This window comes from Caulobacter sp. BP25, from assembly GCF_002737755.1.
Lineage (GTDB): Bacteria > Pseudomonadota > Alphaproteobacteria > Caulobacterales > Caulobacteraceae > Caulobacter.
The window spans coordinates 145,729-161,520 of sequence record NZ_PEGH01000008.1 but is presented as its reverse complement, the minus strand read 5'-3'; the positions used below and the strand labels follow the sequence as shown (position 1 = coordinate 161,520).

12 protein-coding genes and 1 pseudogene are annotated in these 15,792 nt (G+C 67.1%); 12 read left to right on the top strand and 1 reads right to left on the bottom strand.

Annotated features, from left to right (window positions below; translation table 11 throughout):
- Positions 1 to 85: 85 nt before the first annotated feature.
- Complete coding sequence (locus CSW59_RS05635; protein ID WP_099443110.1) at positions 86 to 3,007, bottom strand: TonB-dependent receptor; 2,922 nt, start codon at positions 3,005 to 3,007, stop codon at positions 86 to 88.
- 385 nt (positions 3,008 to 3,392) lie between these two features.
- On the opposite strand from CSW59_RS05635, the gene CSW59_RS05630 reads away from it, so the two are divergent.
- The 12 genes and pseudogenes from CSW59_RS05630 (at position 3,393) to CSW59_RS05580 (ending at position 15,766) form a co-directional block, all read left to right on the top strand.
- Entirely contained in the window at positions 3,393 to 4,307 is a 915-nt protein-coding gene (locus CSW59_RS05630) for a 2-dehydro-3-deoxygalactonokinase (RefSeq protein ID WP_099443109.1), read from the top strand.
- Between the two features lie 5 nt (positions 4,308 to 4,312).
- Positions 4,313 to 4,921 carry a 2-dehydro-3-deoxy-6-phosphogalactonate aldolase gene (locus CSW59_RS05625; RefSeq protein ID WP_099443108.1) on the top strand — a complete coding sequence of 203 codons (609 nt, stop codon included), beginning with the start codon at positions 4,313 to 4,315 and terminating at the stop codon, positions 4,919 to 4,921.
- Positions 4,922 to 4,954: 33 nt separating this feature from the next.
- Positions 4,955 to 6,526: a sodium/sugar symporter gene (locus CSW59_RS05620; RefSeq protein WP_099443107.1), complete on the top strand. Its 1,572-nt coding sequence runs from the start codon at positions 4,955 to 4,957 to the stop codon at positions 6,524 to 6,526.
- Between the two features lie 202 nt (positions 6,527 to 6,728).
- Positions 6,729 to 7,457: a FadR/GntR family transcriptional regulator gene (locus CSW59_RS05615; protein ID WP_099443106.1), complete on the top strand. Its 729-nt coding sequence runs from the start codon at positions 6,729 to 6,731 to the stop codon at positions 7,455 to 7,457.
- A 41-nt stretch (positions 7,458 to 7,498) separates the two neighbouring features.
- Positions 7,499 to 7,744: pseudogene (locus tag CSW59_RS21600) on the top strand (helix-turn-helix transcriptional regulator); the annotation flags it as partial.
- Positions 7,745 to 7,961: 217 nt separating this feature from the next.
- Positions 7,962 to 8,255 (top strand): hypothetical protein, encoded by a 294-nt coding sequence (locus CSW59_RS21220; RefSeq protein ID WP_236632163.1) that lies wholly within the window; start codon positions 7,962 to 7,964, stop codon positions 8,253 to 8,255.
- Positions 8,256 to 8,447: 192 nt separating this feature from the next.
- Complete coding sequence (locus CSW59_RS05605; RefSeq protein ID WP_099443104.1) at positions 8,448 to 8,810, top strand: hypothetical protein; 363 nt, start codon at positions 8,448 to 8,450, stop codon at positions 8,808 to 8,810.
- Positions 8,811 to 8,891: 81 nt separating this feature from the next.
- A complete protein-coding gene (locus CSW59_RS05600) occupies positions 8,892 to 9,335 on the top strand; it encodes a hypothetical protein (protein ID WP_099443103.1) in 444 nt (147 codons plus the stop codon).
- A gap of 99 nt (positions 9,336 to 9,434) precedes the next feature.
- On the top strand, positions 9,435 to 10,607 hold the full coding sequence (locus tag CSW59_RS05595; RefSeq protein ID WP_099443102.1) for an acetyl-CoA C-acetyltransferase: 1,173 nt from the start codon (positions 9,435 to 9,437) through the stop codon (positions 10,605 to 10,607).
- A 130-nt stretch (positions 10,608 to 10,737) separates the two neighbouring features.
- Positions 10,738 to 11,370, top strand: coding sequence for a glutathione S-transferase family protein (locus CSW59_RS05590; protein ID WP_099443101.1), 633 nt, complete (start codon positions 10,738 to 10,740; stop codon positions 11,368 to 11,370).
- Between the two features lie 125 nt (positions 11,371 to 11,495).
- Positions 11,496 to 12,572 (top strand): efflux RND transporter periplasmic adaptor subunit, encoded by a 1,077-nt coding sequence (locus tag CSW59_RS05585; protein WP_236632159.1) that lies wholly within the window; start codon positions 11,496 to 11,498, stop codon positions 12,570 to 12,572.
- An 11-nt stretch (positions 12,573 to 12,583) separates the two neighbouring features.
- Complete coding sequence (locus tag CSW59_RS05580) at positions 12,584 to 15,766, top strand: efflux RND transporter permease subunit (RefSeq protein WP_236632158.1); 3,183 nt, start codon at positions 12,584 to 12,586, stop codon at positions 15,764 to 15,766.
- The last annotated feature ends 26 nt before the right edge of the window (positions 15,767 to 15,792 follow it).

The window sequence follows — 15,792 nt, the reverse complement described above, 5'->3', positions numbered from 1 at the left end:
AGGCCTCGGAAGAAAGAAAGCCCCCGCCGCGTCCATCCGGAAGGACGGGGCGACGAGGGCCGACTTCAGTCTGGGCCGAACGGCCTTAGAACGTCCCGCGCAGCACGATCGAGTAGCGACGATCGGCGACGACCCAATTGTGAGCCGTCAGGCCCGCAGCGCTATCGCCCGGATAGCTGACCAGCACCTTGGTCTTGGTGTTGGTCAGGTTCACGGCCTGGAAGCCGACCTTCAGGTTGTCGTCGATGGTGTAGAAGACCGAGCCATCCAGCTGGCCGTAGTCGTCAAACCACGCCGGGATGTTGATATTGGCGGCTGAGGTCGTCTGCAGGAAGCGCTCACGCCAGTTGTAGGCCAGACGGGCCGAGACCTTGCCCAGGTCGTACAGGGCCGCGACGTTGTAGCTCTTCTTCGACAGGCCTTCGAGCGGCAGGTCGTCTCGCGCCCCGCCAACCAGGTTCGAGACTTGGCTGGTGTCATAGGGGTTCGAGGCGGCGTTACGCGCGCCCTTGCTGTCGACATAGGTGAAGTTGGCCTGGACGCCGAAGCCCTTCAGCGCGCCCGGCAGGAATTCGAAGTACTGCTGGTAGGCGACTTCGAAGCCTTTGATCTTGCCATGGCCGCCGTTGTACGGCTGGGTCACCAGAACGTCGCGGGTCACGCCGTTGTTGGTGAACTTCACCGTGTTCACACCGTTGGTGATGAAGTTGTAGACGTCCTTGTAGAACACGGTCGCCGTCAGGCTGCCGGTCGGCGCGAAATACCATTCATAGGCCAGGTCGTACTGGGTCGAGCGGATCGGCTTCAGGTCCGCATTCCCACCGGTAGCCGTATACTGGTAGACGCAATTGCCCTGCTGGCCGCTCGGTATGGAGTTCACGCAGGTCGAGCCGCTCAGATAGCCATTCGTCGGGCTGATGGTGAAGAACGGTTGCAGTTGGCCAAGGTCCGGACGGACGATCGACTTGGCTGCCGCGAAGCGGAGGAACATCTCCGACGTGATCTTCAGTCGGGCGTTCAGGCTGGGCAGGATGCTGACGTAGTCGCGACCACCCGTCAGATCGCTCTTGGCGCCATTGCTGAAGGCGAGATCAGCCGCCGGCACGGTGGTCGTATTGTTCTGCGAGAAGAGCTGGATGCCCTTGGCCTCGGTCTCGGTCTTGACCACGCGCAGGCCGATATTGCCATCGACCTCGCGCTGCTCGCCCCACAGCGACACGTCATTGCCGAAGCGCAGCAAGGCGTAGGCTGCCAGGGTTTTCTCCTTCTGGCGGTTGACACCGCCACTGCTGCCGCCGGCGGTCAGATTGTCGTAATCGCCATTGAAGGTCGTCCACCAACCGCCGTTGGCGGCGGCGAGCTGAGCGACCAGGGCGCCGCCTGTGGCGTAGTTCTGGACCAGCGAAGCGGTCGGCAGGATGAAGGTGGCCGGAAGGTTGGCCGCGCCGCGGAAGTAGTTCTTGAACGGATAGAGCTCGTAATAGCCCTGATAGGTCGCCAAGTTGTTGATCGACGGCGCCGACCAGCTGGGGGCCACGGCGCCCCAGTTGTACGTCGTCTCGCGCGTGGTGGACTCGCGATAGGTGTTGCGAACGCCGAAGCGGAACGACCGCAGCCAGCCGCCGTCGTCAAAGGTGTAGGAGCCGTCGAAACGCTGGGCCCACTCGCTGGCGTCGTTACGGTCATGGTGGTCCATGGCCGCGCTCAGATAGTAGCTGGCCGGGTTCGACGTATAGGCCGTGTTGTTGTTCATGGTGATGACCGGCAGGTCGCCGGTCAGGTCCAGCGACGCCGGAGCGGCGTCCGAGCCCAGGGCGTTGAACACCGTGAAGTCGACGGTCTTGGTCTTGGCGTAGATGTACTGGATGTCCGCCGAGAACGCCCACTTGTCGTTCGGATTATAGTTGATCTTCAGGGCGTAGTCGGACGTCACCGAGCTGCGGTCGGCGAAACGCGTGTCCAGGGTCGACGACCCGAGGCTAGCGCCGCCCGGCGTCTGGGCCAGCGTGCCTTTCACGAAGTGGCCCGTATCGTCGTAAGTGAAGGTGGTGCCTGCGGCCGGACCGTTGCCCGACCCCGGATTGAAGCCGATGGCGCGCTCGGTCGAGGCTTGCGACGCGGATGAGCGCAGGAACTGGAGACTGGCTTCCCACTGATCGTTCGGGCGCCATTGCACGGCGGCGGCAATACCCTTGCGCTCGCGTTCGAAGTCCAGGCTGCGGTAGCCGAAGCCGCCGGGCACATAGACCTTCTTGCCGGCCACCAGATCGGTGCGGGCATTATACGGATCGACCGAGATGGTGTCGGTGCGGCTGGCCAGCTGCGAGTCCGACAAGCTGACCAGGAAGCCCAGCTCGCCGATGTTGGTGTCCCAACGGTCGCTGTACAGGACCGAGCCGCTCGGCTTCCAAGTCTTGGACATGTCGCCGATGCTCATGTCGGCGGAGAAAGCCATGATGCGCTTGGCGCTGTCGAACGGCAGACGGGTGCGCAGGTTGACGGTGCCGCCCACGCCCCCTTCGACCAGATCGGCCGACGGGTTTTTGTAGACGTCCACGCCGGCCATCAGCTCGGGTGGGACATCCTCGAAGCTCAGGGTGCGGCCGCTCTTGGCCGAGAAGCTATCGCGGCCGTTCAGCTCGCCGCGCACCCACGACAGACCACGCACCTGCACGCCCGAGCCCTCGACCGAGATGCGGTCGACGTCGCGTCCATACGAGGTGCGGGCGATGGTCACGCCGGCGACCCGCTGCAGCGCTTCGGTCACCGAACGGTCTGGCAGGGCGCCGATGTCGGTCGAGGTGATCGAGTCGACCAGTTGCTCGGCGTTCTGCTTGATCTTCTGCGCCGACTGGATGGCGGCGCGCTGACCGGTGACGACGATCTCGTCGACGACCGCTTCATCTTTGGCTTGGGCCATGGCGGCGCTGGGCGCGATCGCGCAAAATACGAGGGCCGAAGCCCCAGCGAGCATGAAGTTGCGGCGTGACTGAACTTGGCGCTGCATGGCCTGTTTCCTTCCCCCAAAAAACTGTCCGTCCCGAAACGTTCTAGGCGTCGGTGACGGGCGGCGGTTCGGCGCCGCTCGCTCGGTCTGAAGAGCTTTAATCGTATAAGTTAGACCTTCAAGCCGAAATTGATAGCGCTATCAATTTTTACGAGGCAGCGTTGCCCTCGGGCACGCCCAGACGGATGACACCGATGGCAAAGGCGAAATTGGCGTGAAGATCATCATCCGCGAGCTGACTGGGTAACGGATTGCTCGCGGGAATATTGTATTATAAATGATGCTCGAAATGGCCATGGAGACAAGCTCTGTCGCCAGCGTTAGGGACGATCATGAGCGACGGCGGCACGGCACGGCGAAACGCGACAGCGAAGGGCCGAGCCTGATGGACCAGGATATCGTGATCGTCGGCGACTGGGGCACCTCACGCCTGCGGCTGTGGCTGCGCCAGGGCAAGAGCGTCATCCATCGCCGCGACGGCCCCGGCGTCTCGGCCCTGACCGACACCCCCGAAAAGACCTTCCTCGACCTGGTCGGCGACTGGCGCGAGGCGGGGCCCGCTGGCGCGATCCTGTGCGGCATGGTCGGCTCCAGCATCGGCTGGACCCTGGCCCCCTACGCCCCCTGCCCGGCCGATCCGGCGGCGATCGCCCAACGCACGATCCGCATCGAGGCCGACGGCCTGCCCGTGACCCTGGTTCCGGGCCTCTCGTGCGTGAACCCGCTGGGCGGTCCCGACGTGATGCGCGGCGAGGAGACCCAGGTCTTCGGCGCCCTGGCGCTGGACCCCGCTCTGCAAACCGGCCGCCACCTGCTCGTTTTGCCCGGCACCCACAACAAGTGGACCGTGGTCGAGGACGGCAAGGTCACGGGCTTCGTCACCGCCCCAGTCGGCGAGACCTTCGCGCTTCTGAAGAAGCACTCGACCCTGGCCGCCGGCGGCGGATCGCAAGCCGACGGCTCGGCCGAGGGCTTCGCGCTTGGCCTGTCGCGCATCGCCGAGCATGGCGCCGCGCGTCTGACGCACCTGATGTTCGAGACCCGCGCCCGCCAGCTGCTGGACGGCATGAGCCCGGCCGACGCCATGGGCTATCTGTCGGGCCTGTTGATCGGCGCCGACGTCGCCGCCGCCCGCGACTGGTTCGGACCGATGGACGCCGTGATCGTGATCGGCGCCGGCGCGCTTAGCGACCTCTATGTCCAGGCCCTGGCCAAGGTCGAGGTCGGCGCGACCGTCGTCGATGGCGACGCGGCCGTCCTCGCTGGCCTTTCAGCGATTTCCAGATCTCAAGAGAAGTGAAGCTTATGACCAACGCCGCTCCGCCCCCCATCGTGGCCATCCTGCGCGGCGTCAAGCCGACCGAGATCGTCGACATCGCCGCCGCCCTGGTCGCCGCCGGGATCAAGGCGATCGAGGTGCCGATGAACTCGCCCGATCCGCTGGAGAGCATCGGCAAGCTGTGCGACGCCTTCGGCGACCAGGCCCTGTGCGGCGCCGGCACCGTGCTGTCGCCGCAGGTCGTCGACCAGGTCGCCGGCGTCGGCGGCAAGCTGATCGTCACGCCCAATACCGACGCCGCCGTGATCGCGCGCGCCGTCGAGCTGGGCCTGACCGCCATGCCGGGCTTCGCCACGCCGTCGGAGGCTTTCGTGGCCGTCAAGGCCGGCGCCAAGGCGCTGAAGCTCTATCCGGCCAGCTCGTTTGGCCCCAGCCACATCAAGGCGGTCAAGGACGTGCTGCCCAAGGACATTCTCGTCTATGCCGTCGGCGGCGTGGGCGCGGCCAATCTCGAGCCCTGGCGGGCGGCGGGCGTCGCCGGCATCGGGGTCGGGGGCGAGCTCTACCGGCCGGGCTACACGGCCCAGGAGGTGGGCGAACGGGCCGCCGCCCTGGTCGCGGCCTGGGGCGCCTAACACCGACAAGAATAACAAGAGGGGGGAGACATCATGAACCTGGCCACGATCGACATCGCGGTTCTGGCGATCTACGCGGTCGCCATCTTCGGCCTGGCCCAATGGGTCAGCCGGGACAAGGGCGGCCACCAGAAAGACTCGACCGACTACTTCCTGGCCGGCAAGGCCCTGCCCTGGTGGGCGATCGGCGCGTCGCTGATCGCCGCCAACATCTCGGCCGAACAGATCATCGGCATGAGCGGTTCGGGCTACGCCATCGGCCTGGCCATCGCCTCCTATGAGTGGATGGCGGCCCTCACCTTGCTTATCGTCGGCAAGTACTTCCTGCCGGTGTTCCTGAAGAACGGCGTCTACACCATGCCGCAGTTCCTGGAGCAGCGGTACGGTCCCAGCGTGCGGACCCTGATGGCCGTGTTCTGGCTGGGTCTGTATGTCTTCGTGAACCTGACCTCGATCCTGTGGCTGGGCTCGATCGCCGTTCACACCGTCACGGGTATGGACCAGATGTGGGCCCTGGCCGCGATCGGCGTCTTCGCCCTGGCCTATCAGCTGTGGGGCGGACTGAAGGCCGTGGCCCTGACCGACATCGTCCAGGTGGCCCTGCTGGTCACCGGCGGCCTGATCATCGCCTGGCTGTCGCTGTCCAAGATCGGCGGCGGCGACGTCTTGGCCGGCTTCCACCACTTGACCACCCAGTTCCCCGAGAAGTTCGACATGATCCTCTCGAAGGACAGCCCGCACTACAAGGACCTGCCCGGGATCGCGGTCCTGGTCGGCGGCCTGTGGATCATGAACATCAGCTACTGGGGCTTCAACCAGTACATCATCCAGCGCGCTCTGGGCGCCAAGGACCTGGCCGAGGCCCAGAAGGGCATCGCCATGGCCGCCTATCTGAAGCTGCTGATGCCGATGATCGTGGTGCTGCCGGGCATCGCCGCCCTGGTGCTGGCGCCGCAGGGCATCAAGCCCGACCAGGCCTATCCCGAGATGATGAAGCTGCTGCCGCCCGGCCTGCTGGGCCTGGTGTTCGCGGCGCTGGTGGCGGCGATCGTCGCCTCGCTGGCGGCCAAGATCAACTCGATCGCCACCATCTTCACGCTGGACATCTATGCCAAGGCGCGTCCGAACCAGAGCGAGGGACGGCTGGTGGCCGTCGGGCGGATCACCGCCGTCGTCGCGGTCGTCATCGGGATTCTGACCGCCAAGCCGCTGCTGGGCGGCGCCGAGCAGGCCTTCCAGTTCATCCAGGAGTTCACCGGCTTCTTCACCCCAGGGATCGTGGTGATCTTCATCCTGGGCATGTTCTGGAAGAAGGCCACCACCGCCGGCGCCCTGACCGCCGCGATCGGCTCGGCCGTCCTCTCGGGCCTGTTCTGGTATCTGCAGGAGAAGGGAATCTACGCCATGCCGTTCATGAACCGCGTCGGCGTGGTCTTCCTGCTGTCGCTGGCCGGCGCCGTGCTAGTCTCGCTGGTCGCGCCGCAGAAGACGCCCGTCAGCGTCGTGACCCTGGAAGGCGTCAGCTACAAGACCTCGACCGGCTTCAACATCGCCGGCGTCGGCGTGGTCCTGATCCTGATCGCGCTCTACGCCACCTGGTGGTGACGCAGCGGAAAGCCAAGCGCGCAAAGGGATAGCGAATGCCGATCCTGACGCACTTTGACCGCGCCGTCCGTGCGAACACACTTGCCGAAAGCGGGCGGCGCGGCTGTATTCGCCCCGAGAGATTCCGCCGTTCGGCGGACCCGAACACCATAGGGAGCGGCGGCCGTCTCAAGGTCGCCGCCACAGGAAAGAAGATCCGTCCATGCGCACCCAGCCTGGCCTGAGCTTGACCTACGGCCTGGTGGAGCAGCTGGGCCAAGCGATCGTCACCGGTGAATACGTCGCGATCGGCTTTCCGACCGAGGGCGAGCTTTCCAAACAATTCGGCGCCAGCCGCACCGTCACGCGCGAGGCGGTCAAGATGCTGACCGCCAAGGGCCTGCTCAGCGCACGCCCCCGCCACGGCACCGTCGTGGAGCCCGAGGCCGAGTGGAACATGCTCGACCCCGACGTGCTGCGCTGGCTGCTGGAGCGCAAGTTCAGCTTGCGCCTGCTGGCCGACTTCACCGAGATGCGGCTGGGCATCGAGCCCGCTGCGGCGGCCCTGGCGGCGCGCAACGCCGACGAGGCCGGGCTGGAGGAGATCCGCAAGGGCCTGCGCCGGATGAAGGCCGCCGCCGAGGGCGAGGATGACCCGCTGTCGGCCGACATCGCCTTCCATATCGCCATCCTGGACGCGACCAAGAACCCGTTCTATCGCGAGCTGCATGAGCTGGTGAACACGGCCCTGCGCATCTCGATCCGGTTCACCAACCGCATCAAGGGCCGCACCGCCTCGATCCCATCGCACGAGGACGTGGCCGAAGCGATCATCGCTCGCGACGCCGACAAGGCCTCCTCGGCCATGCGCGCGATCATCGTCGATGTTCTGGAGTTGATCCGCGCGGCCTCGCCCAGCACGGAATCCGAGGCCGCCCGCCGCGAGGCATGAGCTGCTCGAAAACGACTCGCCGGTCTTATGGCTAAGGTTTAATGTGGGAGCGCTTGGCCGAAAGGCGGCGGACCCTTAAAGTTCTTGCCATGGACAAGGGCGATCCCTCTGTGACGGATCAGGTCGAGGGCCTCGATCGTCTCACCGAGCGTGAGCGTGAGTGCTTGCGTCTGGTTGATCGGCACATGAGCTCCAAGGAAATCGCCCGTGAGTTGGGCCTCTCCAAGCACACCGTCGACTGGCATCTGGACAAGGCCCGGCGTCGTCTCGGCGCGGCCGATCGCTACGACGCGGCGCGGCGGGTCTTCGACCGCGGCCGCCCGACGGACGCCGCCGCCCCCCCTGTCACGCCCCCTGTCACCCCCCCTCCGATCGCGTCGGGGTCCGATCCGACGCGGCTAGGCGAGCATCCTTCTTTCCGGTCACCTGACCTGGCTGAGGAAGGAGCTTTCTGTGACCGAACTGACCCCCTACCAGAAGGAAGCGATTGGCCGGGCGACCTATATGCGCCAGGATATCATGAGCTTCCGGAACACTTGGCCGGCCCTCAATTCGGCCGAGATCCTGCCGCCCATCACCTGGAGCGAACTCGAGCGCCAGCTGATGAGCCTGTCGGCGACGCCGGATGGCGCGGCCATGGTCCACGATCTGGTGGCGGCGACACGCAAGCAGGCTTCCTTCAAGCCGAGCGAACTGGTGATGCGGGAGATTCTCTGCATCGCCAGCGCGGTGATGGACGAGACGTTCCCATTGGACTCCTCGTCTCCGGACTCAGAGGCGGACGACCTAACAATCTAAGCATTCCGCTTCGACTGGCCTTCATCGCGGCCGTGATGATCGTAACCGCGTTCGCGTTCGGTTCGATCCTGGCGGGGCTCCACGCGCTCGAAAGCCTGCTGCCCTAAGAGACCTCGCCCGAGGAGCCGGGCCCCTACTCCAACCATCAACATTGGCAACGCGCCGGTCTCGCCGGCGTGAAGGAGACCGCTCATGCTCAAGGAACGCCGCCAAGCCGCCGAGACCGTGGCCGAAGCCCTATTCGCCGCAGAGAAGGCCATCGACGCCGCCATCGCCTCCACGGCCACCCTCGCCGCCCTGATGCCCGCCAGCCGCCAGGCCGCGAACCTCTCGGCCCTGATCGGACAGGACGCCCTGATGTCGGCCGTCAACACGATGCAGGCTCTGGCCACGGCGCGCGAAGGCATCGTCACGACCCACAAGCACCTGACGGTGGCCCAGCACGACATCGGCCTCTCGGCCTTGACCTTTGACGACACCGACGGTTTCGGCCAGGCCCCCGAAAAGCCGAAGGGCATGGCCAAGAGCCACCGCCGCCTGACCGTCGCCGCCTAAAACCCCCTGGGGTTCGACTGAACGCGTGATCCTCGTCGGCCTCGGCTGGCGAGGATCTCTGCAATCTGCCAACCTGATCCGATGGCGCTCAACTATCTATATCAATGGGCCAGCCTCGCGGCGTTGCTGATTTCGACCGGTGTCGCGCTATGGCGCGGCGGCTGGCCCGAACGGCTGGCCGCCTCGGCCATGATCGTGGCGTGGTTCTCCACCGGGTGGCTGTACGACAGCGAGCAGCGGTTCGGCCCTCAGACCGGCGCATTCTTCGTCGACGCCGCCCTGATGATGGTGCTGCTGTTCATCGCTCTGCGATCGAACCGGTGGTGGCCCATGTGGGCTTGCGGCTTTCACGCCCTCAGCCTGATCCTGATGCTGGCCACCCTGGCCGATCCCAGAATTCCCAACCGCGCCAGCCTGGTCGCCGGCGGAGGCATGTTCAGCTACCTGACCATGGCCGCGTTGTTTCTCGGCGCGATACGTCGCCAAAGCCCGCCTTCCCCTGACGCCGCGTCACCGCTGACATAGCCTCGGACGCCTGTTTCACTCCCCGCAACGAAAGCGCGTCAGGCGAAGTGTGAGCGGTTCGCCGCCCGGACGCGCGCCAAGGCAAAAGGGAGAGAACTCATGGGCGAAGCCTATATCGTGGCGGCCGCGCGCACGGCCGGAGGGCGCAAGGGCGGCAAGGTCTCGGGCTGGCACCCGGCCGATCTGGGCGGCGTCATCCTCGACGCCCTGGTCGATCGGACCGGCGCTGATCCGGCCCTGGTCGAGGACGTGATCATGGGCTGCGTCGGCCAGGTCGGCGAGCAGGGCCTGAACGTGGCCCGCAACGCCATCCTCGCCTCCAAGCTGCCCGAGAGCGTGCCGGGGACCTCGGTCGACCGCCAGTGCGGCTCGTCGCAGCAGGCCATCCATTTCGCCGCCGCCACCGTGATGTCGGGGGCCATGGACATCGTCATCGCCGCTGGCGTCGAGAGCATGAGCCGCGTGCCGATGGGCCTGTCCTCGCAGCTGCCGTTCAAGAACGGCTTTGGCACCTACAAGAGCCCGCGCATCGAGGACAAATATCCCGGCATCCAATTCAGCCAGTTCATGGGCGCCGAGATGATGGCCAAGAAGTACGACCTGTCGCGGGCCGACCTCGACGCCTTCGCGCTTGAGAGCCACCAGCGCGCCATGGCCGCCACCAAGGGCGGCAAGTTCGCCGCCGAGATCGTGCCGATCGAGATCAAGCTGGAAGACGGCAAGACCGAGCGCCACGAGGTCGATGAGGGCATCCGTTGGGACGCCTCGATGGAGTCGATCGGCTCGGTGAAACTGCTGGCGGAAGACGGCCGCATCACCGCCGCCACCTCCAGCCAGATCTGCGACGGCGCGGCCGGGGTGATGATCGTCAACGAACGCGGGCTCAAGGCCCTGGGCGTCGAGCCGCTGGCCCGCATCCACCACATGACCGTGATCGGCCACGACCCGGTGATCATGCTGGAAGCCCCCATCCCGGCCACCCTGAAGGCGCTGGAGCGGGCCGGCATGAAGATCGGCGACATCGACCTCTACGAGGTCAACGAGGCCTTCGCTTCGGTGCCGACCGCTTGGCTGAAGGTCACCGGCGGCGATCCGGCCAGGCTGAACGTCAATGGCGGCGCCATCGCCCTTGGGCACCCGCTGGGCGGCTCGGGCGCCAAGCTGATGACCACGCTGGTCCACGCCTTGAAGGACCGCGGCGCGCGCTATGGTCTGCAGACCATGTGCGAAGGCGGCGGCCTGGCCAACGTCACGATCGTCGAGCGGCTGTAGCTGGGTCACTGGCCCCCTCCGGGCCTTCGGCCCTCCTCCCCCACAGGGGGAAGAAGAGGGTGCGAGCCTTCTTCCCCCCATGGGGGAGGAGCGCGCAGCGCGGAGGGGGCAAGTCGCAAAAGGAGCCCCCATGATCACCCTCTGGCACTGCCGCGACGCACGCTCGTTCCGTCCGCTGTGGGCGCTGGAGGAGCTGGAGGTCCCGTACGACCTCAAGCTCCTGCCCTTCCCGCCGCGCTTCCACGCGCGGGACTATCTCGACGAGAACCCGCTGGGCACCATCCCGCTGCTGGTCGACGGCGAAACGCGGATGACCGAGTCCGCGGCGATGATCGAGTACCTGTCGACGCGCCACGGCGAGGGGCGACTGTCGGTGCGGCCTGAAGAGCCGGGCTACGGCGCCTATCTGAACGGCCTCGTTTATGGCGAGGCGACCCTGACCTTCCCCCAGACCCTGGTGCTGCGCTACGCGCGCCTTGAGCCCGAGGAACGCCGCCAGCCGCAGGTGGCCGAGGACTACGCCCGCTGGTTCTTGGCCCGGCTGAAGGGGCTGGAGACGATCCTGGAGACCTCGGCCTTCGTCGCCGCCGGCCGCTTTACCGGCGCCGACATCTCGGTGGCCTACGCCCTGTTGCTGGCCCGCGCCCTGAAGCTGGAGGGCGAGTTCTCACCAGCGGTCGCCGACTACTGGACACGCATGAGCGACCGCCCCGCCTTCGCCCGCGCCAAGGCCGCGCAAAGCTCAGCTCCAGCCAGCGTTTGAACGGATTTATCGTCTTACGGCAAATTAACTGAGCGACCGTGGGTTTGTCGGCTAGAAGGCCGACGGGGTAGTAACTGTCGCTGGGGATGAACGTGCTTTACCGGATCACTGGGCGCCGCCCGGCTTTGAGCGCGCTGGTCTTGGTCCTGGGGGTGAGCGCGATCGCCCTTTCGGGATGCGGCGACAAGAAGCCCCAAAAAGCCAAGGCTCCCGCTCCGGCGGCCACCGTCAGCGTGGCCACGGTCGCCAGCCAGCCGATCGCCCGCCTGATCAACGCCACCGGCACGATCTCGCCCTGGGAAGAGGTGCCGGTCGGCGCCGAAACCGGCGGCCTGACGGCCCTATCGGTCAACGCCGAGGAAGGCCAGGTGGTCCAGGCCGGCCAGGTTCTGGTCAAGCTGAACGACGCCCTGATCAGCGCCCAACTGCGCCAGCAGGAGGCCGCCGTCGCCAGCGCCCGCGCCACCTTGGCCGAAGCGCAAGCCGCCCTGGGCCGCGCCCGCGAGCTGCAGGCCAAGGGCTATCTGTCCCAAGCCTCGCTGGACACCGCCACAGCCCGCCAGGGCACGGCCGCCGCCAACCTGGCCGCCGCCGAGGCCGCGCGCGGCGAGACCACGGCGCGCCTGGCCCAGACCTCGATCCGCGCCCCGGTCGGCGGCCTGATCAGCCGTCGCAGCGTCACCAAGGGACAGATCGTCAGCGCCGGCTCGGAGCTCTTCCGCATCGTCCGCGACAGCCGCCTGGAGGTCGACGCCGAGATCCCCGAGACCGAGCTTGGCGCGGTGAAGGCGGGGATGCCGGCCACGATCTATTCCGACAAGGTCGGTGAGACCAGCGGCAGCGTCCGCATCGTCACCTCCGAGGTCAACGCGACCAGCCGCCTGGGCGTGGCCCGGGTCGCCCTGTCGTCGATGGGCGGCTTCCGTCCGGGGATGTTCGCGCGCGTGCGTATCGACGCCGGCGACCAGCCCGCGCTCGTCGTGCCCAGCGCCTCGGTGCTGTACCGCGAGAACCGTCCGGGCGTGTTTGTCGTCGACAACGCCAAGAAGGTCCATTTCCGCCGCATCCAGATCCTGACGAGCACCGGCGACCGTGTCGCCGCCACCGGCCTCACGGCCGGCGAGCAGGTGGTGGTCGAAGGCGCCGGCTTCCTGGGCGAAGGCGACCTGGTGCGCGTCAGCGCCATCGTCGCCGCTCGCTAGGGCCCGGTCCGATGCGCAACATCTCATCCTGGGCGATCAAGAACCCGATCCCCGTCATCCTGCTGTTCCTGCTGTTGATGATCGCCGGGATCGCGAGCTTCCGATCCATGCGGATCAACAACGATCCCGACGTCGACCTGCCGATCGTCGTCGTCACGGCCGTGCGCCCCGGCGCCGCGCCCAGCGAGCTGGAGACCCAGGTCACCCGCCTGATCGAGGACTCGATCGCGGGCCTGGGCCAGGTCCGACACTCGCGATCCACCATCGTCGACGGCGCCTCGACCACCGTGATCGAATTCGAGCTGGGCGTGGACCACGAGCGGGTCACCAACGACGTGCGCAACGCCATGTCCAACCTGCGCAGCGACCTGCCCCAGGACATGCAGGAACCGACCGTCACTCGGGTCGACATCTCTGGCGACGACCTGATCACCTATGTGGTCAAGGCCCCGACCCTGACGCCCGAGCAACGCAGCTGGTTCGTCGACAACGACGTCAGCCGCGCCCTGCTGGCCATCCGCGGCGTCGGCGAGGTCAATCGCCGGGGCGGCGTCAATCGCGAGATCGAGGTCGCCCTCGCCCCTGATCGGCTGGCCGCGCGCGGCGTCACCGCCGCCGCCGTCAGCCAGGCCCTGGTGTCGTCCAACGCCGACCTGCCCGGCGGCCGCGTGACCATCTCCGGCGCCGAGCGGGCCATCCGCACCCTGGGCGCGGCCGGCTCGATCGAGCAGCTTCGCGAGACCCGCGTGCCGCTGTCGGGCGGCGGCTTCGTGCGCCTGGCCGACCTGGGGACCGTGACCGACCACTGGGCCGAGCCGCGCTCGCGCGCTCGCTTCAACGGCCAGGAGGTCGTGACCTTCTCGATGATCCGCTCGCGCGGCGCCTCGGAGGTGCAGACCGCCGAGAAGGTCCGCAAGGCCGTCGAGACGCTCGACAAGGAGCACCCCGAGGTCGAGATCGAGGAGATCACCTCGACCGTGAAGTATATCGAGGAGAGCTATCTGGCCTCGATGGAGGCCCTGATCATCGGGGCGATCCTGGCCGTTCTGGTGGTGCTGCTGTTCCTGCGCGACTGGCGCGCCACCCTGCTGGCGGCCGTGGCCATCCCGACCTCGCTGATCCCGACCTTCGCGGTGCTGGGGCCGATGGGGCAATCGCTGAACGGCGTCACCCTGCTGGCCCTGTCGCTGACCGTCGGCATCCTCGTGGACGACGCCATCGTCGAGATCGAGAACATCGTCCGCCACATGCGCGGCGGCAAAAGCCCCTATGCGGCGGCCATGGAGGCGGCTGACGAGATCGGCCTGGCGGTCGTGGCCACCACCTTCACCATCGTGGCGGTGTTCGCGCCGGTGGGCTTCATGCCGGGGATCATCGGCCAGTTCTTCAAGGCCTTCGCCCTGGCCGCCTGTATCTCGGTGCTGTTCTCGCTGGTCGTGGCCCGCCTGCTGACGCCGCTGATGGGCGCCTACATGCTGAAGGCCGACCACAAGCATGAGGACAAGGACCCGTCCTGGATGGGCCCGTACCTCAAGAGCCTGAACTGGAGCCTGAACAACCGCTGGAAGGTCCTGTTGATGGGCGTTCCGCTGTTTCTGGTCTCGATCTTCCTGGCCACCCGCCTGCCGTTCGAGTTCCAGCCCCAGGTCGACCGGGGACGCTCGGAGTTCGCGATCGAGCTGCCGCCGGGCGCGACGCTGGACGAGACCGACGCCATCGTGCAGCGCGTGACGCACGAACTGCGCGCGCGCCCCGAAGTGGTCAGCGTCTTCGCTTCGGTCGGCCGCAACAACGCGGTCAACAGGGGCCAGGTGACCGCCGACCTGACCGACAAGGGCCAGCGGATCAGCCAGCAGCAGTTCAGCCGCCAGATGGTCGACCAGTTCGCCGCCATCCCCGGCGCGCGGATCGGCGCGGGCAGCAACAACGGCGGCGGCCCGTCGAGCGGCGGCAGCTACACGCTGAGCCTGGTCAGCGACAACGGCCCAGCCCTCGAAGCCGCCGCCCGCAAGGTCGAGGCCGAGATGCGTACGGTCCCGGGCCTGGCCCACGTGGTCAACACCGCCGCGATCGCGCGTCCCGAGATCGTCGTGACGCCGCGTCCCGACCAGGCCGCCCGCGCGGGCGTCTCGGCTGGGGCCATCTCGCAGGCCGTGCGTGTGGCCACGATCGGCGACGTCGACCAGAACCTGCCCAAGTACAATCTGGGCGACCGCCAGGTTCCGATCCGGCTGCGCCTGGACGAGAGCGCGCGCGAGGATATCGCCGTGCTGCAGACCCTGCAGGTGCCCTCCGCCAACGGCGCCGTGCCGCTGAACGCCGTGGCCGACGTGCGCTTTGGCGCGGGTCCCTCGCAGATCGACCGCCGCGACCGCTCGCGGGTGGCCACGATCACCGCCGAGCTGGACGGCATCGTCGTCGGCGAGGCCGCCACCCGCGTCCACGCCTTGCCCTCGGTCAAGAACCTGCCGCCTGGCGTCAAGGAAGTGGCCGCCGGCGACGCGGAGTTCATCGCCGAGATGGTCAGCGGCTTCCTGGGCGCGCTGATCACCGGCATCCTTCTGATGTACGTCGTGCTGGTGCTGCTGTTCCGCAGCTTCGCCCACCCGGTCACCATCATGGTCGCCCTGCCGCTGGCCATCGGCGGCGCCTTCGGCCTCTTGGTGCTGGCCAAGTCCAGCTTCTCGATCTCGACCCTGATCGGGATCCTGATGCTGATGGGCATCGCGGCCAAGAACTCGATCCTCCTGGTCGAGTACGCGATCATGGCCATGAAGGAACACGGCATGGACAAGCGCACGGCCATCGTGGACGCCGCCCACAAGCGGGCTCGGCCGATCCTGATGACCACCGTGGCCATGGGCGCGGGCATGCTGCCCACCGCCATCGGCCTGGGCGCCGAGGTCGAGTTCCGGGCCCCGATGGCGATCGCCGTCATTGGCGGCCTGATCACCTCGACCCTGCTGTCCCTGCTCTACATCCCGGTGGTGTTCATCCTGATGGACGGGCTGCGGACCCGCGCCGAGCGCCTGATGCGCCGCATGTTCGGCCACCAGCACCACGCGGCCGCCGAAGGTGGTGGAGTAGCAACATCGTCCGACCTCCCCGGCGAATGCCGGGGCCCAGATCGAACCCACGAGCGCCCTTCGTCGAACCACGGCGGAGGGCGCTTTAATTTCAGGCTCACGGGATGAATCTGGGTCCCGGCATTCGCCGGGAA